This window comes from Burkholderia sp. Bp9142 (assembly GCF_003853415.1).
Taxonomy (GTDB): domain Bacteria; phylum Pseudomonadota; class Gammaproteobacteria; order Burkholderiales; family Burkholderiaceae; genus Burkholderia.
On record NZ_QTPP01000030.1, the window covers coordinates 37,374 to 55,913 of the forward strand.

The window sequence follows — 18,540 nt, forward strand, 5'->3', positions numbered from 1 at the left end:
GCCGCAACCGAAGCGAATCGCGCAATCCCCCTGCCCGCCGCGCTCCGTAACGACGCGGCGAACGATCGACAAGACAAGACATGACATGACGGCCGACCCACCGGCACGAAGGAGACAGACATGAAGCAGAAGTCGCAGGCGTGGTTCACGGTGTTCCTGCTGTTCCTGGTGTACGGGATCAACTATCTCGACCGCGTCGCGCTGTCGATCGTCGCGCCGATCGTGCAGACCGATCTCGGCATCGACGCCGCGCAGATGGGTCTCGTGTTCAGCACGTTCTTCATCGGCTACGCGCTGTTCAATTTCATCGGCGGGCTCGCGTCCGACCGGCTCGGGCCGAAGCTCGTATACGTGCTGGCGGTCGGACTGTGGTCGGTGTTCTGCGGGATGACCGCGCTCACCGTCGGCTTCGTGAGCCTGCTGATCGTGCGGCTGCTGTTCGGCATGGCCGAAGGGCCGCTGTGCTCGGCCGCGAACAAGATGGTCAACAACTGGCTGCCGCGCGACGGCGCCGCGACCGCGATGGGCCTGCTCAGCGCCGGCTCGCCGCTCGGCGGCGCGATCGCCGGGCCGATCGTCGGCCTGCTGGCCGCGCAGTTCGGCTGGCGGCCGGCGTTCTGGATCGTATGCGCGATCGGACTCGTGTGGGTCGTCGTGTGGATGATGTCGACGTCGGACCGCCCGGCCACACCGGTCGGCGACGCAACGCGCGCGTCCGCCGCAACGGCCGCGGTCGCCCACGCGCCTGCCGCCGCCGGCGCCGGCGCCGGCGCGGCAACGTCGACGCACACGCTGTCGCATTACGTGCGCCAGCCGCGCATCCTCGCGACGGCCGCCGCGTTCTTCAGCTACAACTACGTGCTGTTCTTCTTCCTGAGCTGGTTCCCGAGCTACCTCGTGCGCGCGCACCATCTGAACATCAAGGAGATGAGCGTCGCCACCGTCGTGCCCTGGCTCGTCGGCACGGTCGGCCTCGCGTGCGGCGGCGCGATCTCGGATGCGCTGTACCGGCTCACCGGCAACCTGCTGCTGTCGCGCCGGATCGTGCTCGTCACCTGCCTGCTCGGCGCCGGCGCGTGCGTGGCCGTCGCGGGCACCGTGCAGTCGACGCAGGGCGCGGTCGCGCTGATGTCGGTGTCGCTGTTCTTCCTGTACGTGACGGGCGCGATCTACTGGGCGATCGTGCAGGACGTCGTGCACCCGGCCCGCGTCGGCGGCGTCAGCGGTTTCCTGCATTGCATGGGCAGCCTGTCGGGCGTGATCGGGCCGGCCGTGACCGGCTTCATCGTCGAGCGCAGCGGCTCGTTCGCGTCCGCGTTCGTGCTGGCCGGCGCGATCGCACTCGCGGGCGCGGTGCTGGCCGCCGTGTTCGTGCGCAACGCGCGGCCGTCGGAAGTGCTGCGCGAACGCACCGTGCACTGATGTCGTACGCTTGATGAAGGCCGCGTGGTGCCGCATGAAGCGGCATCGCGCGGCCTTGTCGTTTCAGCCAATCATCGGACCCTCGAATATCTCCCATCCGATATCGTGATTTCCGGTATCGATCGCGCGCCTCTAGACTGGCTACGCGATGGCGACGCTGCGCAGCGGCACGGCAATGCGGCACGCCCCCACAAAAACGATATGGGAGAGTTCGATGTCCGACCGGCATGCGCGCCGCGGCGCGCTCAAGACCCTCGGCCTCGCGGCCGGCACCGCACTGCTCGGCGCCTCGCGCGTCGCCCATGCGGCGACACCCGAACCCGGCGCGCTGCTGCCTGGCGGCGCGACGCGCATCGCCGACCTCACCCGTCGCCTCGCGGCCACGCCGAGACGGCGCGACTTCAAGACGGTGCCGATGATCGTCGAGCGTCCCGATCAATGGGATCACGCGGCACTCATGGAAGTGATCGGCTATCGCGGCGGCCCGAAGCAGGTGTGGGACAACACCGAGCTCGGCGGCCCGTGGCTGAACCTGATGCGCAATGCGCTGAACGCGCAGATCTGGGCATTCGGCCATCCGGACTTCCTCGTCGTGTCCGCCACGCACGGCACCGCGCACCTCGCGCTGTTCGATCAAGCCGCGTGGGACAAATACGGCCTCGCGACATTCGCGGGCGCAGCGTTCCCGGCCAACACGCTGCTCGCCGCGAAACCCGCGCAGTCGAAGGACGCCAACGACCACGAACTGGCCGACGGCGCGTTCTCGTCGCACGACAACAGCATCGCCGCGCTGCTGCAGCGCGGCGTCGTGTTCCTGTCGTGCCACAACGCGATCTGGGAGCTCGCTGAACGGCTCGATCGCGCGAACGCGAATCCGGACAAGCTGCCGCTCGACGCACTCGCCGCCGACCTGACCAACCACGTGATTCCGTCGGCGATCGTCACGCCGGGCGCGGTCGGCACGCTGCCCGAGCTGCAGCACGCCGGTTTCACTTACGCGAAGTGACGCGCGCCATGACATCGATCCGCACGCGTTCTCCCTTGCAACGCCGGTGGCGCACGGTGCTGCATGCCGCGCTGGCCGCGCTCTGCTGCACGTCGGCGCTGTCGCTCGCCGCACCGGGCGACACGTCGACCCGCATCTTTCCGCCCTGGCAGGACGGCCGCAACAACGACGCGACGAATCGCGGCCTCGAATTCACCGTGCCGCAGGTCGACGTGCTCGCCGACTTCCACGGCGACCTCACCGCGCCGAAGCTCGTGCTGTACGTCGGCGGCAACTACTTCTTCGCGATGGCGCCGCTCGTCGCGCAGTTCGAGGCAGACCATCCCGAATACCGCGGCCGCCTCTACTGGGAAACGATCCCGCCCGGCCTGCTCGTGAAGCAGATTCACGCGGGCGGCACGATCACCGTCGGCAACATGACGTGGACGGTCAGGCCCGACGCGTATTTCGCCGGACTCGGCAAGATCGACGACCTGATCGCGGACGGCACGCTCGAAGGCCCGGCGGTGCCCTACGTGACAAACCAGCTGACGATCATGGTTCGCGCGGGCAATCCGAAGCACATCGCGTCGCTGAACGATCTCGCGCGGCCCGACGTGAAGCTCGCGATGCCGAACCCGGCATTCGAGGGCGTCGCGCGGCAGATCCGCGCGTCGCTCGTGAAGGCCGGCGGCGATCCGCTCGCGCGCACCGTCTACGACGACAAGGTGCGCGCCGGCACGACCGAGCTCACGCACATCCATCACCGGGAAACCGCGCTGTTCCTGATGCAGGGTCGTGCGGACGCCGGCGTGCTGTGGCAATCGGAAGCGGCGTTCCAGGAACAGGTCGGGCATCCGCTGATGCACATCGACATTCCGTCCGCACACAATACGACGGCGATCTATGCAGGCGCGATGGTGAAGCACGCACCGCATCCGGAAGCCGCGCGCGCGTGGCTCGCGTTCATCCGGTCGCCCGAGGCATTCCGGATTTTCGCGCGCTACGGCTTCGGGCAGTACGACGCGACGGCGCCGACGCCGCATCTTGCGCCACGGCAGGACCGGCCCGACGCGGGCTGACCGCGCGGGCACACGCGCAACAAGACAGACAACAAGGAGGGGACACGTGAACGATTCGGTCGACATCGCACGACGCCGGTTCGCGCCGCTGCTGCTCGCCGCGGCCGCGCTGCTGGCGGGCAACGCCCGCGCGGACGGCATCGCGCTCGGCAAGACGATCGCCACCCAGGGTACGGCGACGGGCGTGGCCGCATGCATCGGCTGCCACGGCGCACTGGGCGAAGGCAACGCAGCCGCCGGCTTCCCGCGTCTCGCCGGCACGAACGCAGCCTACCTGTCCGCGCAACTCGCCGCGTTCGCGGACGGCAGCCGCCAGAACCCGGTCATGCAGCCGCTCGCGAAACTGCTGTCGCCGCACGATCGCGACGCGGTCTCCGCGTATTTCGCGAGCCTGCCCGCGCCGCCCGCCATCACCGTGTCCGACGCCGCCTCGATCGATCCGGCGAACACCGGTGCATGGCTCGTGACACGCGGACGCTGGTCGCAGGGCCTGCCCGCGTGCGCGCAATGCCACGGCGCGGGCGGCCTCGGCGTGGGCACCGCGTTTCCGCCGCTCGCCGGCCAGCCGGCCGCATATATCGCGGGCCAGTTGAACGGCTGGAAGCACGGCACGCGGGCACCCGGCCCGATGGCGCTGATGCCGATGATCGCCGGCAAGCTGTCCGACACCGATATCGACGCGGTGGCCGCCTACTATGCGCGCGGCGGCGCCGCGAACGGAGAAAAACAATGATCGACCGCACGAAGCTGATCCGCGGCGCGCGCGCCGCGCTGCTCGGCGCGGCCTGGCTGCCCGCGCTCGCCTGCGCGGCCGCGCCGCAGGACGCGCCGGCCGCCGCTTCCGCACCCGCGGCGGCGACCCTGCCCGCCGCGGCGGCGAAGCCGTTCATGCCGCCCGCCGAATCCGCGATACCGGCCGACGACTTCGGCAAGACCGTGAAGCTCGGCGAGCAGATCTTCCTGCACACGCCCGCGTACGCGGGCAAGTACGTCGGCAACAAGCTGACCTGCGCGAGCTGCCACCTCGACGCGGGCCGCCGGCCCGATTCGGGCCCGATGTGGGCCGCGTACCTGCTGTACCCGGCCTACCGCATCAAGAATGGCCACGTGAACACGTTCGCCGAGCGCCTGCAGGGGTGCTTCAGATACAGCATGAACGGCAAGGCGCCGCCGGCCGGCGACCCGATCCTCGTTGCGCTCGAAACCTATTCGTACTGGCTCGCGAAGGGCGCGCCGGTCGGCATGAAGCTGCCCGGCCAGGGTTTCCCGAAACTGCCGCCGCCCGCGCAGAAGGCCGACTACGCGCGCGGCGCCGCCGTCTATACGCAGCACTGCGCGCTGTGTCACGGCGCGGACGGCCAGGGACAGTCGAGCGGCGGCAAGCCGGTCTTTCCGGCGCTGTGGGGCGCGCGCTCGTTCAACTGGGGCGCGGGGATGGGCGACATCCGCAACGCGGCCGGCTTCGTGAAGGCCAACATGCCGCTCGGGCTCGGCGGCACGCTGACCGATCAGGAAGCGTGGGACGTCGCGACCTTCATGGACAGCCACGAGCGTCCGCAAGACCCGCGCTTCACCGGCTCGGTGCAGGACACGCGCGCGAAATTCCACGATTCGCCCGACTCGATGTACGGGCGCGAGGTGAACGGCCGCGTGCTCGGCGCGCCATGACGCCCGTTCGGCACACGGCCCGCGTGATCACGGATGCCAGCGATACACGACGAGGCTCGACCCGTTGTAGTTGTCCTTCGTGATCACGTATTCGCCACTCGAGCGCAGGTACGCACGGATGCCGTACATCGAGTCGACGTCGTTGCCCACGTCCATCGCCGCCGTGTTGGAGTTCGTCAGCGTGGTGACGAGATTGCCGGTGTTCAGGTCGAACACGTCGACGTTCGGCACCGTGTGCACGTAGCCGACGAACAGGTAGTGGCCGGCCGCCGCCATCGATTTCGGGTTCGCGCTCGTCAGGTTGATCGCCACGTTCGGCGTGCTCGTGTTGCCCGCCTTCCAGCCGCGATAGACCTCGATGTGCCCGTTCATCGCGGTCCAGTCCCAGCTGCCGGAGATGCCCTGCGCGAGGATCATCGTGTCGCTGTCGGCCTGGTAGATGATCCGCGTGAGCGGCAGCGCGGTGCGCGGGATCGGGATCTGCGTCGGCTTGCCCCATGTCGGCTTGCCGGTCGCGTCGAAACCCGTCATCGGATAGTGCGAGATGTTGTTGGTGCGATCGAGCCCGGCCCATACGTCGCCGTGGTCGTCGAGCGCGAAACCGGCCGTCACCTGCAGGTTCGTGTTGAACGGCTTGCCGGGGATCGAGCCGTCCGGAATCGCGATATAGCCGCTCGCGCTGTTGAAGTGATAGATGTTGTAGTTGCCCGGGTTCTGCCCGGTCGCGACGAGCATCCGGGTGCCGTTCACCAGCGCGAGCTGACCGAAATGCTGGCCGCGCTGGTAGTCGTTCATGTTGAGGCGCGGGTCCTTCGGGTAGGTGAACGGATCGATCGTGTTCGCGACGAACGTGCCGCCCGCCGTGCCGGTATACACGTTGTTGCCGCTGTAGAAGAACGCACCGTCGGTCGCCGGGTCGGGCGCGGCAGCCGCCTCGAAGTTCAGCGCCTGCAGCTTCCATTGCAGCACGCCCGTCGGGCCGTACGAATGGAGGTCGGTGCTGCCGTTACGCCCGAGATCCCAGCCGCCGCCCCACGCGTTGTTGAGCACGTACAGGTTGCCGGCCGCGTCCTTGCCGATGCCCGCGACGCGCGTGAAGCGCTTGTCGCCGACCTGCCCCTTGATGCCCGACGTCGTGTCGAGATAGCCGCCCTGCACGCCGAACGTGCCGATCTGCGCGGGCTGGCCGGCAAGCGCGTAGACCTTGATGTTCATGTCGGGGCCTTCGTCGCCCACCAGCAACTGCCCGCGCGGCGCATCGAAATACAGCGACGCCGGCCGCGCGCGGGCCGCCATCTGGATCGTGTTCATCGCCGTGCCGGTCGGGCTGAACTGCGCGACGAGGCCCGCGCTCTTGCGCGCGACCCACAGGTTGCCGCCCGCGTCGAGCGCCAGCGCGCCGGGCCCCGATACGCCGATGTCGCGCTGCCACACGCCGTCCGTCGTGTAGACGCGCACGCGGTTGCCGTAGAAGTCGCTCACGTACAGCAGGTTGCCGGTCGTCGCGAGGCCCGTGATCACGTCCGCGTACTGGATGCCCGTCCACGTGCTGACCGGAATGCGCAAGTCGCGCTGGTTCGTGCTGCGGTTGTAGCGGCCGACCGAGCCGCTGCCGAACGTGCGGTTGTAGCCGAGCGCGACGAACAGCGAGTTCGCGTTGCCGGTGATCGCGCCGCCATGGAATTCGTCATGGATGCCGATCGTGCCGAGCGTCTGCCCGTTCTGGTAGATCGCGACGCCGCCCGCGTTCTCGTCCCAGCGCGATGCCGTATAGATCACGCCCTCGGGCGCGACCCACAGCGAGCGTGCGCCGTTGCCGACATGCGCGGCCAGTGTGCCGAACGTGTTCGCGAGCCAGTCCGTCGTGTATTGCGCCTGGGCGTGACTGACCGGCGCCAGCATCGCCATGCACAACCCAAGCAATGCCGCGCGAATTTGTTTCGATACCATGAATGATGCTCCCGGACGATCGTTTCTCGACACTCTAATTCGCCGCATATGAAATATCGGTGATTTTTGAAAAAAACCGTTCATTTCCACTGCGAACTACTCGTTACGTTCTTTTACCGCGCAACGCTGGTCGACCAACGATGAGGCATGCCGGGACCGGCACCGTACCTCCCCGTCCGGCAGCGCTGTTGCGATTCGTCATCGCCGGCATTTTGTTCCGAATCCCCCGATGCAGACGCGTCATTTTTTCTGATGCGCCCGCATTGAATATTCATTGCCGGAAAATCGTATCGATGATTACAAATCGAAATTGAAATGAAAGAGAAAAAATATTATCCGGTGCATGCTGCATTGCGCGATCGAGCGTGCGGGATGCATGCCGCATTGCCGGGAAAATCGTGAACAAGCGAAGTAAGGCGTGCGTGGCGGAACGCCGTTGCCGCTGAAGATGGAGACAGGGAGAAGATGCGCCGCGCGCGCGGTCTCCTGCGTCTCCTGGAAAAAGGTCGCGACAGCATGGGCGGCGAGCCGTGCGACCGGCGGCCCGCATCGCGCGCGGGCGGCCGGTCACGCGCGTGACGTCAGAACTTCTGGCGCAGCCCGAGACTCACGATCGCCTGCGAACGCGAGTCGGACGAGTGGCCGTTCGCCTTGTCCGACACCGACGCGGTCGCGGCCACCGGCCGGCCGAGCGCGTCGAGCGTCGTGCCGGACGCATGCTGGTACGCGCCGAGCAGGTACACGCTGGTGCGCTTCGACAGGTCGTAGACCGCGCCGAGCGTGACGTTGTGGTACTGCGCACGGTTGTCGATGCCGTCGACGTCGCTGCCGCGCGTATAGCTGTAGCCGGCGAACAGCTGCGTCTGCGGCTGCACGTTCCAGCGCGTGAACACGCCCGCGACGTTGAAGGTCGCATGGCCGCTGAACAGCGACTGCGCACCGCTGCGGTACTGCACGTTGCTGTAGTTCACGCCGACCACGGCCGGGCCGAAGTCGTACGTCGCGCCGGTCGCGATGACCTGCTGCGACTGCGCGCTCGCATAGCCCTCGTTGATCGACGAGTTGAACAGGCCATCGTCGGTGCTCCGCCACTTGCCCGTAGTCGGGTCGGTCGCGCCCGTCTTGCTGTTGTCCGAGCGTTCGAAGCCGACGCCCACGCGCAGCGGCCCCGCCGCGTACGCCGCGCCGACGCTCCACGTGTTGCGCTGCTTCATGCTGCCCGGCTGGCCGCCGAAGCCGTACAGCGCGCCGAACGTGAAGCCCGAGTAGTTCGCGCTCGTGTACTTGATCGAGCTGTCGACGCGCGCGGTCTGGTCGAGATCGTCGATGTCGCCCGGATGCGCGCCGAAGCCGCCGATGAACGACGACGGGCCGACCGGGCTCACGAAGTCGTCGAGCGACGTGTACTGGCGGCCGAGCGTGACCGTGCCATAGCGGTCGCTGCCGACACCGACGAACGCCTGGCGGCCGAACTGGCGGCCGCCCTGGCCCGACGTGCCGTTGGTGATGTCGAAGCCGTTCTCGAGCACGAACAGCGCGCGCATCCCGCCGCCGAGATCCTCGGAACCCTTGATGCCCCAGCGGCTGCCGGACAGGTTGCCGGTGGTCAGGCCGACATCCGAATGCCCGGTGTAGGCGCCCGGCGAGCCGACCCGTTCGTTGCTGCGATAGGTCACGCCCGCGTCGACGATGCCGTACAGCGTGACGGAGCCTTGCGCGGAGGCGATGCCCGCGAGCGAGAGCAGCAGCGGTGCTGCGATCAGTTGCTTGTTCATGGTTTTAGCGTCTCCGGGCGTGAACCCGTTGTTCTATGCGAGTAGCGCGTGCGCTCGGCGAGATCCGCCGGCATGCGAGGCCGGCGGCGTCCGCACGCGGGAATGCGCGCATGCGACAAGGCGCGCGCGACGTCGCGGCGGGCAAGCCCGCTGCGGCCCGCCATGGTAGTTGGAACCGGTTCCTGTCGATAGCGCAATAATGAAAACAGCTTCTTGCCAATATCGAGATAATGGGTCGCGCAGCGAACGTCCCTGTACAGCGCGGGGACGCGCACTCGATAATCGAGCGCGCACCTGCTACCGGGAGCCTCCGTCATGCATGAAACGACCCTGCTGATCTTCGCCGCCGTCGCGTTCGTCGGAATCGCGACGCCCGGCCCGACCGTGCTGCTCGCGCTGACCAACGGCTCGCGCTACGGCGTGCGCCGCGCGGCCTACGGCTTCGCCGGCGCGATGCTGTCCGACTTCGTGCTGATCGTCGCGGTCGCGCTCGGCCTCGGCGCGCTGCTGATGGCGTCGGCGTTCTGGTTCTCGGTGGTGAAATGGCTCGGCGCCGCCTATCTCGCGTACGTCGGCATCCGGCTGCTCGCGTCGAAGGGCTCGCTCGACGTCGCCGCCGCGCACGGCGGCGCGACGCCCGAACGCAACGCGTCGATCTTCGCGAAAAGCTTCCTGACCGCGGTGACGAATCCGAAGGGCTATCTGTTCTTCTCCGCGTTCCTGCCGCAGTTCCTCGATCCGTCCGCGCCGCTCGCGCCGCAGTACGTCGCGCTCGCAGTCACGTTCGCGTTGCTCGACGGCGCGGTGATGTTCGGCTACGCGCTGCTCGGCGCACGCGCGGTGCGGCTGCTGAAGCGCTCGGGCGCCCTGTGGCTCGAACGCACGTGCGGCGCGATGCTGCTCGCGCTGGCCGGGTCGCTTGCGCTGTACCGGCGTCATGCCGCGTAGCGGCATCGGCATGCGCGCCGCATCGTTCGCAACGCGTGCGCGATGAGAATCGGCGCGCCGCCCCGCTCCGGCTTTCCCGGCCTGTCGCTCCGGCAGCTCGACCGCACGGACCTCTCGCCGTCGACGCGATTGGACGCGCCACGCCGAATTGGCGACAATCGCCGTTCCCCGCATCGACTGCCTCGCCATGAAAATCGCCGCGCTGTCCGACATCCACGGCAATCTCGCCGCGCTCGACGCGGTGCTCGACGACGTACGCCGCCGCGGCGCCGACCTGATCGTCAACCTCGGCGACATCGTATCGGGCGCGCTCCATCCGGCCGAAACGGCCGACCGCCTGATCGCGTTCGACCTGCCGACCATCAAGGGCAATCACGAACGGCAACTGCTGACCGGCGATCGCGACACGATGCGGCTGTCCGATCGCTGGGCGCACGACACGCTGCGCGACGACCATCGCGCGTGGATCGCCGCATTGCCCGAACGCCTGACGCTCGGCGACGACGTGCTGATGGTGCACGGCACGCCCGCCAGCGACCTCGCCTATTTCCTCGAAACGGTGACGCCCGACGGCTGCCGCGCGGCGACGCCCGATGAAATCGCGCGGCGCGCGGGCGACGCGCCGACCTCGCTGATCCTGTGCGGCCACACGCATGTGCCGCGCATCGCGAAGCTCGACGACGGCCGTCTGATCGTCAACCCGGGCAGCGTCGGCCTGCAGGCGTACACGGACGATCAACCGCATCCGCACCGGATCGAAACGGGCTCGCCGCATGCGCGCTACGCGATGGTGTCGCGCACGCCGGCCGGCTGGCACGCCGAATTCCACGCGGTCGAATACGACTGGCACACGGCCGCCGCCACCGCAGCCGCGCGCGGCCGCGACGACTGGAGCGTCGCGCTGCGCACCGGCCGGTGCTGACGCATCGCCGCCGCCTGCCGCTCACCCTGCTACGTTCACCGGACAACCGTTTCGCCATCGACGCGCATGTGCAGCGCGACGGATGCCGCCCGTTTCGACTCGACGTCCGCGACACCCGTGACGTCTCCGCACGCGGCGTCGCATCACGCATCACGCGGCATTCGCCAGCGTCAGCCGCGCTTCGAGCCCGCCGCCATCCGGCCGGTTGCGCAACGTGAGCGTGCCGCCCATCGCGAGCGCAAGCTGCCGCGCGATCGCGAGGCCGAGCCCCGTGCCGCCCGTCTCGCGATTGCGCGACGTCTCCACGCGCCGGAACGGTTCGAACACCGCGTCGAGCTGATCGTCCGGAATACCGGGCCCGCGATCGAGCACCGCAATGACCGCGCCGCCGCCCGGCGCCGCCTGCACGGCGATCTCGGCCGCGCCGGCGAACTTCAGCGCGTTGTCGACGAGGTTGCCGACGATCCGGCGCAGCGCCTTCGGCCGCGTGACGAGCGCGAGCGGCCCGCCGCCGTGCAGCGCGACGTCCTGCCCCGCATCCGTGTAATCGCACACGATGCTGTCGAGCAGCGCATCGAGATCGATGCGGCGCGCGGCCTCTTCCGTGCCGTGCAGCGTGCGCGCATACGCGACGCCCTCCTTCACCAGATGCTCCATCTCGAGCAGGTCCTGGCGCAGCTTCGCGCCCTGCACGTCGTCGTCCATCGTGTCGACGCGCAGCCGCATCCGCGTGATCGGCGTCTGCAGGTCGTGCGAAATCGACGCGAGGATCTGCATGCGTTCGGCCATGTACTGCGCGATGCGGTCCTGCATCGCGTTGAACGCCCGCGCGGCGCGCGCGACCTCGGATGGCCCGTCCTCGTTCAGGCGCTCGCCCTTCAGGTCGGGGCCGAGCGCGTCGGCCGCCTGCGCGAGCTGGTTCAGTGGCCGCGTCGCGAGCCGCACCGCGAGCCAGCAGCATGCGGCCAGCACCGCGAGCTGCAGCGCGAGGACGTAAGGCAGCCAGCCCGACAGCGGCACCGTCGACATCGGCTGGATGTCGATCGTCAGCGGCGAGCCGTCGGTCAGGCGCAGATGCACCTGCAGATGCTCGCGATCGCCGGGGATCGCGTTCGCGGTCAGCGGGTAGTCGCCGCCGATGCCGTCCGAGATCGAGCGCTCGACGCGCGCGGACAGTCGCGCCTCGGCTGGCGTGCCCGTCTCGCCGGGGCCGAGGATGAACGCATAGCTGCGCCGTGCGAGACGCGGCAGCCACGCGGCGCGCTGGTCGGGCGGCAGGTGGTCGAGCAGCGCGACCGAGCTCGCGACCTCGCGCTCGATGTAGCCCATCATCAGGTTGGTGGTCGCCTGGTCGCGCTCGGTCATCGTGAGCCAGAACGACAGCGTCTGCGCGAGCGCGAGGCCCACGCACAGGATCAGCGCGAGCCGCGCGAACAGCGAGCGCGGCCAGTGCCACAGGGTGCGCGCGCTCATGCGTCGCCTTCGACGGCAGTCACGGCCGACGAGAACACGTAGCCCTCGTTGCGCAGCGTCTTGATGTAGCGCGGCTCGCGCGCGCCGTCGCGCAGCCGCTGGCGCAGCCGGCTCACGAGCAGGTCGATCGACCGGTCGAACGGATCGGACTGGCGGCCCTGCGTGAGGTTGAGCAACTGGTCGCGCGTCAGCACGCGCTGCGGATTGTCGAGGAACACGCGCAGCAGCCGGTACTCGGCGCCGCTCAGCGCCACCAGCGTGCCCTCGGTGTCGAGCAGATGACGCCCCGTCGTGTCGAGCCGCCATTCGCCGAACGCGAGCATCGCGGCCGTCTCCGTCACCTGCATGCCGGGCGGCAGCATGCGCGCGCGGCGCAGCACCGAGCGGATCCGCGCGAGCAGCTCGCGCACCGCGAACGGCTTCGCGAGATAGTCGTCGGCGCCCATCTCGAGGCCGATGATGCGGTCGGTTTCCTCGCCGCGCGCGGTCAGCATCAGCACCGGCACCGTGCGGAACCTGCCGGCGCGCAGATCGCGGCACAGCGTGAGACCGTCCTCGCCGGGCAGCATCAGGTCCAGCACGATCAGGTCGGGCGCGCCGTCGTCGAGCACGTTGCGCATCTCGCGGCCGTTCGCGGCGAGCGACACGCGCATGCCGTTCTTCTCGAGGTAGTCCGCGATCAGTTCGCGGATCGCGCGATCGTCGTCGACGATCAGTACGTGGTCGATCTTGTCCATGAGTCGGTGTCGTTGTCGTGAGGTTCCGGCTGGCGATGTCCGCTTTTATACCGCACCGCGGTCACGCGTTTGTATCCCAATGTATCGCGCCGCCGCGACGACATACAACATTGCACACGCACGGCTTGCCGGACACACCGCAGATACGTCGGCGCGGCCCAATGAGGGCTGTCGAAACCTGTCCGGCCCACACGCTCGCGCGGCGGCCGGCCGAACCGGAGAATCGCCATGCTGCCCAGACTCAAGACCGCCGCCCTCGTGATCGCCCTCGCCGCCACGGCCGGGCTCGCCGCGTTCGCCGGCACCCGCGACGACGCGGGCATGACCGCCTCGCTGGCCGGCACGCCGGCGCCCGACTTCACCGGTATCGAACGCTGGCACAACAGCGCACCGCTCAAGCTCGACCAGCTGCGCGGCAAGGTCGTGCTGGTCGATTTCTGGACGTACTCGTGCATCAACTGCATTCATACGATTCCGTACGTGAACGAGTGGTACCGGAAGTATCGCGACCAGGGGCTCGTCGTGGTCGGCGTGCATACGCCCGAGTATCCGTTCGAGCGCGATGCGAAGAACGTCGCCGATGCGCTCAAGCGCTTCGGCATCCAGTATCCGGTCGCGCAGGACAACCGCTACGACACGTGGCGCGCGTACGGCAACCAGTACTGGCCCGCGCTGTACCTGATCGACGCGAACGGGAAGGTCGTCTATACGCGGTATGGCGAGGGCGGATATGACAAGACGGAGGCGGCGATTCGCGGGGCGCTGGCGCAGGCGAAGGCGGGAAACGAAACGAAGAACGCGACGCGGACGCAGTAGCGTGGGCCGGCGGGGGCACGGCTTGCGCCCCCGTGCGATTCACCGCCGCTCACCCCCGCTTCGCCTCCGCTTCCGCCAGCATCGCCTCCCCGATCGCGAGATTCCCGTTCGCGATCAGCGCGTCGCCCGCACCGCGAATATCGTCGACCGCCTTGTTCTGCCCGAGCTTGCGCTTGCCGACCAGCCGCGTGATCTCGATCTGCAGCCCGACGATCGACTGCAGCATCGTGTCGAGATAGTCCTTCGGCGCGTCGGCCATCTTCCACGGCGCCGGCTGCGACGCCTCGTGCGTGCGCGTCAGCCGCGCGACCACGCCGCGCACGAACTTCTCGTCGTCGCGCACGGTGATGCGGCCTTGTGCATGCACGGCCACGTAGTTCCACGTCGGCACCTGCCGATGCGCGACGTGCTTGCTCGGGTACCAGTTCGGCGAGATGTACGCATCGCCGGCGCGGAAGGTCACGAGCACCTCGTCGCCGTTCGCGACGTCCTGCCAGACCGGATTCGCACGCGCGACGTGCGCATGCAGCTCGTCAGGGCCGCCGTCGCCCGGCAGCAGTTCGAACGGGAGGTGGTTCGCGTCGAGCCCGCTCTTCCCGTGCGTGACCAGGGTGCCGAACGGATGCTGGACGATCAGTTCGCGCAGCACGTCGGGACGGGATTCGGCGAATTCGGCGGGGACATACATGGCGGCTCCACGGTCGGACAGGGTTCGGAGGGAACAGGCCGGGAACCGGCCCGTCATGCCCCGATTGTGATCGCTAACTGGTTTATGCTGTAGAGCCGGTTTAGAAAATTTTCAGCAGACCAGAATCATGGCCAGAACCGCCCGGATCGTCGAAATCCCGTCGCTCGGCGCGCTCGACCGCGCAGCCGGCGACCTGAGCCGCCAGCTCGCGCAGGCGTTGCGGGACGCGGTGCGCCGCGGCGACGTGCGGCCCGGCGACACGCTGCCGTCCACGCGGCTGCTCGCGGCATCACTCCAGGTTGCGCGCGGCACCGTCGTCGACGCCTATGCGCAGCTCGTCGCCGAAGGCTTCCTGGAGTCGCGCGGCGGCGCCGGCACGCGGGTCGCGAACGCGCTGGCCGAGCCATCGCCGCCAGCGGGCGACCCACCCGCCGCCCGCCAGCGCGTCGCGCACGCCGGCCTGCCCGAACCGGCCGCGACGTTCGCGCGGATCGCCCGCGAATTCCGTCCGCTGCCGGCCGTGCCGTTCGCGATCTCGGTGCCGGTCGGGCTCACCGCGCCCGACGACATCTGGCGCCGGCTCGGCAACCGGCTGCGCGCCCGCGGCGCCGGTGCGCCGTCCGGTTATGCGGATCCGCAAGGCGCGCTGCCGCTGCGCGAAGCGATCGCCGATTACGTGCGCCGCTCGCGCTCGGTGCGCTGCAGCGCCGATCAGGTCGTGATCACGAGTGGCACGCAACAGGGGCTGCACCTCGCGAGCCAGCTGCTGCTCGGCCCGAACGATCGCGCGTGGGTCGAGAATCCCGCCTATCGCGGCATCACCGCGCTGCTCGAGAGCACCGGGCGGCGCGACGCGATGGTCCGCGTGCCGGTCGACGCGGACGGCATCGACGTCGAGGCCGGCATCCATCTCGCGCCGAACGCACGTGCGGCGTTCGTCACGCCGTCGCACCAGTACCCGCTCGGGATGCCGATGAGCATGGCGCGGCGCAACGCGCTGCTCGGCTGGGCGCGTACGCATCGCGCGTGGGTGGTCGAGGACGATTACGACAGCGAGCTGCGCTACGAAGGCTATCCGTTTCCGTCGCTGCAAGGGCTCGATCCCGACCGGGTGGTCTATCTCGGCACGTTCAGCAAGATCCTGTTCCCGTCGCTGCGGCTCGGCTACGTGATCGCGCCCGACGACCTCGTGCCCGCGTTCTGCGGCGCGCGCGTGCTGATGGATCGCCACGCGCCGACCGCCGATCAGCACGTGCTCGCCGCCTTCATCGCGGAAGGCCATCTCGACCGCCACATTCGCCGCGTGCGCGGCGTCTACGCGGAACAGCGCGCGCTGCTGATCGACACGCTCGGCGCGCGGCTGCCGCGCGAACTCGCCTGGGTGCAACCGGGCGACCAGGGGATGCACGTCGTGCTGTGGCTCGCGCAAGGGATCGACGATCTCGACGTGGTGGCACGCGCCGCGCAGGCGGGCGTCGCGGTGCGCGCGGTGTCGCCGATGTTCGCGCCCGGCACCGCGCGCCCCGGGCTCGTGCTCGGCTTCGGCGGGTTCGATCGCGCGCGGGTGGAAGCGGCCGCGCAGCGGCTCGCGGACGTGGTCGGCGACGCAGCGGCCGGTAATTCGTCGGATGAATCGCGACGATTACACGGTCAAAAGTTGTCCACGGGCAACAAACGTAATCGTCTGTAACTCCTGCAAGAAAACGGGCTTTTTGGCCAGGGGCAACGCCGCGCGGTTTGCTAGGATCGCGCCTTTTCCGCTCGCGCTCCTGCCGCCGTGAATCGCTTCGTGCCGTTTCTTCGCAATCTGTGGCTTCGCTGCCGCGCCGGCGCCCGCGCGCTGGGCGCCGGCGCGTGGCATCGCCTGCGCCACCCGACGCGCCGCGGCGTCGCGTTGACGCTCGCCGCGATACCGGTGCTCGGCCTGCTGGTCCTGCTCGCGTTCGTGCCGTTCACGCCGAGCATCGGCGACATCCGCAAGGCGCGCATCGACCGACCCGCGCGCGTGCTGTCGGCCGACGGTCAGCTGATCGCCGAGTTCCGGCCCGTCAACCGCGAATGGGTGCCGCTCAAGCAGATCTCGCCGCACATGGTCAACGCGCTGATCGCGACCGAGGACCACCGCTTCTACGCGCATCACGGCATCGACTGGCGCCGCACGCTCGCGGCCGGGCTGCATACGTTCTCGGGCAGCCGCCAGGGCGGCTCGACGATCACCCAGCAACTCGCGCGCAACCTGTATCCGGATGAAGTCGGCCGCGCGCCGACGCTCACGCGCAAGATGAAGGAGCTGATCACCGCGTTCAAGATCGAGACGGTGTACAGCAAGGACGAGATCCTCGAGACCTACCTGAACACCGTGCCGTTCCTGTACAACGCGTACGGCGTCGAAATGGCCGCGCGCACCTATTTCGGCAAATCGGCGGACCAGCTCGACATCGTCGAGAGCGCGACGCTCGTCGGGATGCTGAAGGGCAACAGCTACTACAACCCGGTGCTGAATCCGGAGCGCGCGGTCCAGCGCCGCAACATCGTGCTCGCGCGGATGGCGGCGATGGGCATGCTGTCGCCGCAGCAACTCGCGAAATTGCAGCGCCGGCCGCTGCGCGTCGACTTCGAGCCGCAGACCGCGCAGCCGGGCCCCGCCCCGCACTTCGCGGTGCAGCTGCGCAAGTGGCTGATCGCCTGGGCCGACCGCAACAACTACGACCTCTACTCGGACGGCCTCGTCGTGCGCACGACACTCGATGCGCAGCTGCAGGACATGGCGACGCAAGCGCTGACGCAGCAAACCGATCGCCTGCAGGCGATCGCCGACAGCGCGTGGCACAACCCGTCCGGCTGCGGACTGCGCAACGACCTGTTCCGCGGCTTCATCCGGCAGACGCCCGACTATCGCGCTGCGCGCGACGCGGGGCTCGCCGATGCGGCGGCGCTGAAGCAACTCGGCGCGAATCGCGCGTTCATGCGCGCGCTGTGCGAGCGCAAGACGCAGGTCCAGGCCGGCTTCGTCGCGATCGATCCGCGCAATGGCGCGATCCGCGCGTGGGTCGGCAGCCCCGATTTCGGCAGCGAGCCGTTCGATCACGTCGTCCAGGCGCGGCGCCAGCCGGGCTCGACGTTCAAGCCGTTCGTCTATGGCGCCGCGTTCGCGGACGGGATGCGGCCGGGCGATACGTTCGTCGATCGCTCCGTCGCGATCCCGATCGGCGCGCACGCGGTGTGGCGACCGACCGATGCCGAGCCGCCGACGGACGCGCCGATGACGCTGCGCGACGCGCTTGCCCTGTCGCGCAATCGCATCACCGCGCAGGTGATGCAGCGCGAAGGCGCGCCCAGGGTCGCGCAGATCGCACGCGCAATGGGCGTGCGCGACAGCCCGCTCGACGCGGTGCCGTCGCTCGCGCTCGGTACGAGCCCCGTCACGCTGAAGGAAATGGTGTCCGCGTACGGGACGATCGCGAATCGCGGCGTGTATGTCGCGCCGCAGATGATCACGCGCATCGAGGATCGCGACGGCAAGGTGCTCGCCGCATTCGGCAGCGCGCTGCCCGAACGCGCGTTACCGGTGGCCGCGGCCCAGACGCTGGTCGACGTGATGCGCGGCGTCGTCGATTACGGGACCGGTGCCGACATCCGCTCGCGCTACGGGATTCGCATCGACGTCGCGGGCAAGACCGGCACGACGCAGGACAATACGGACGGCTGGTTCATCCTGATGCATCCGCAACTGGTGGCCGGCGCGTGGGTCGGCTTCGACGACGGCAGCGTGACGCTGCGCAGCGACTACTGGGGTGCAGGGGCGCACAGCGCGTTGCCGATCGTCGGTACGTTCTACGATGCGGCGCTGCGTGCGAGTGCGATCGATCCGCATGCGCAGTTCTCGCCCGACTTCCGGCCGCGCAGCGCACCGGCGCCGGCACCGAGGCGGCGTCCGCACCCCGGCCTGTTCGACTGGTTGAAAATTTTCCGCTGATCGTGCCGCCGGCGGTCAACGCCGGCGCGCATGACGGTTGCCCGTATTGCCGAAGCGTCTGCCCGTCGCATCATGCGCGCGGCCGGCCGATAGGGCTG

At 68.9% G+C, this 18,540-nt stretch carries 15 protein-coding genes; 10 read left to right on the top strand and 5 right to left on the bottom strand.

The features are described 5' to 3' along the window. Window positions 1–120 precede the first annotated feature (120 nt). From DIE22_RS27275 to DIE22_RS27295, 5 genes are all read left to right on the top strand, one after another. Window positions 121–1,422, top strand: a complete 1,302-nt coding sequence (locus DIE22_RS27275; RefSeq protein WP_124606502.1) for an MFS transporter — start codon at window positions 121–123, stop codon at window positions 1,420–1,422. A gap of 214 nt (window positions 1,423–1,636) precedes the next feature. Beyond that, window positions 1,637–2,428, top strand: a complete 792-nt coding sequence (locus tag DIE22_RS27280) for a transcriptional initiation protein Tat (protein ID WP_124606503.1) — start codon at window positions 1,637–1,639, stop codon at window positions 2,426–2,428. 8 nt (window positions 2,429–2,436) lie between these two features. Next, window positions 2,437–3,489, top strand: a complete 1,053-nt coding sequence (locus DIE22_RS27285; protein WP_124494911.1) for an extracellular solute-binding protein — start codon at window positions 2,437–2,439, stop codon at window positions 3,487–3,489. 46 nt (window positions 3,490–3,535) lie between these two features. Continuing rightward, a complete protein-coding gene (locus DIE22_RS27290) occupies window positions 3,536–4,222 on the top strand; it encodes a c-type cytochrome (protein ID WP_124494909.1) in 687 nt (228 codons plus the stop codon). Next, on the top strand, window positions 4,219–5,157 hold the full coding sequence (locus DIE22_RS27295; RefSeq protein WP_124494907.1) for a c-type cytochrome: 939 nt from the start codon (window positions 4,219–4,221) through the stop codon (window positions 5,155–5,157). The genes DIE22_RS27290 and DIE22_RS27295 overlap by 4 nt, the downstream gene beginning before the upstream one ends. 27 nt (window positions 5,158–5,184) lie before the next feature. Here the strand turns inward: DIE22_RS27295 and DIE22_RS27300 are convergent, their stop codons facing one another. Next, on the bottom strand, window positions 5,185–7,107 hold the full coding sequence (locus tag DIE22_RS27300; RefSeq protein WP_124606504.1) for an SMP-30/gluconolactonase/LRE family protein: 1,923 nt from the start codon (window positions 7,105–7,107) through the stop codon (window positions 5,185–5,187). Window positions 7,108–7,688: 581 nt separating this feature from the next. Further along, a complete protein-coding gene (locus tag DIE22_RS27305; RefSeq protein WP_124606505.1) occupies window positions 7,689–8,882 on the bottom strand; it encodes a porin in 1,194 nt (397 codons plus the stop codon). A 315-nt stretch (window positions 8,883–9,197) separates the two neighbouring features. Here DIE22_RS27305 and DIE22_RS27310 point away from each other — a divergent pair, with 315 nt between their 5' ends. Together DIE22_RS27310 and DIE22_RS27315 are read left to right on the top strand one after the other, a co-directional pair. After that, window positions 9,198–9,830, top strand: coding sequence for a LysE family translocator (locus tag DIE22_RS27310; RefSeq protein WP_124606506.1), 633 nt, complete (start codon window positions 9,198–9,200; stop codon window positions 9,828–9,830). A gap of 187 nt (window positions 9,831–10,017) precedes the next feature. Continuing rightward, a complete protein-coding gene (locus DIE22_RS27315; protein ID WP_124606507.1) occupies window positions 10,018–10,752 on the top strand; it encodes a metallophosphoesterase family protein in 735 nt (244 codons plus the stop codon). Between the two features lie 150 nt (window positions 10,753–10,902). Here DIE22_RS27315 and DIE22_RS27320 read toward each other — a convergent pair whose 3' ends face one another. Both DIE22_RS27320 and DIE22_RS27325 read right to left on the bottom strand, forming a co-directional pair. Further along, the gene (locus tag DIE22_RS27320; RefSeq protein WP_124606508.1) at window positions 10,903–12,225 is read right to left on the bottom strand and encodes an ATP-binding protein; all 1,323 of its coding nucleotides are present in this window, start codon (window positions 12,223–12,225) and stop codon (window positions 10,903–10,905) included. Beyond that, window positions 12,222–12,962: a response regulator gene (locus DIE22_RS27325; RefSeq protein WP_124494894.1), complete on the bottom strand. Its 741-nt coding sequence runs from the start codon at window positions 12,960–12,962 to the stop codon at window positions 12,222–12,224. The genes DIE22_RS27320 and DIE22_RS27325 overlap by 4 nt, the downstream gene beginning before the upstream one ends. A gap of 228 nt (window positions 12,963–13,190) precedes the next feature. Between DIE22_RS27325 and DIE22_RS27335 the strand changes: the two genes are divergently transcribed. Further along, window positions 13,191–13,778: a thioredoxin family protein gene (locus DIE22_RS27335; protein WP_124494890.1), complete on the top strand. Its 588-nt coding sequence runs from the start codon at window positions 13,191–13,193 to the stop codon at window positions 13,776–13,778. A gap of 49 nt (window positions 13,779–13,827) precedes the next feature. On the opposite strand, the gene DIE22_RS27340 is transcribed toward DIE22_RS27335, so the two are convergent. Further along, complete coding sequence (locus DIE22_RS27340) at window positions 13,828–14,466, bottom strand: FMN-binding negative transcriptional regulator (RefSeq protein WP_124494888.1); 639 nt, start codon at window positions 14,464–14,466, stop codon at window positions 13,828–13,830. A gap of 127 nt (window positions 14,467–14,593) precedes the next feature. On the opposite strand from DIE22_RS27340, the gene DIE22_RS27345 reads away from it, so the two are divergent. Both DIE22_RS27345 and DIE22_RS27350 read left to right on the top strand, forming a co-directional pair. Beyond that, window positions 14,594–16,156, top strand: a complete 1,563-nt coding sequence (locus DIE22_RS27345; protein WP_260426778.1) for a PLP-dependent aminotransferase family protein — start codon at window positions 14,594–14,596, stop codon at window positions 16,154–16,156. An 87-nt stretch (window positions 16,157–16,243) separates the two neighbouring features. Continuing rightward, window positions 16,244–18,442: a penicillin-binding protein 1A gene (locus tag DIE22_RS27350; RefSeq protein ID WP_124494886.1), complete on the top strand. Its 2,199-nt coding sequence runs from the start codon at window positions 16,244–16,246 to the stop codon at window positions 18,440–18,442. Window positions 18,443–18,540: the final 98 nt, after the last annotated feature.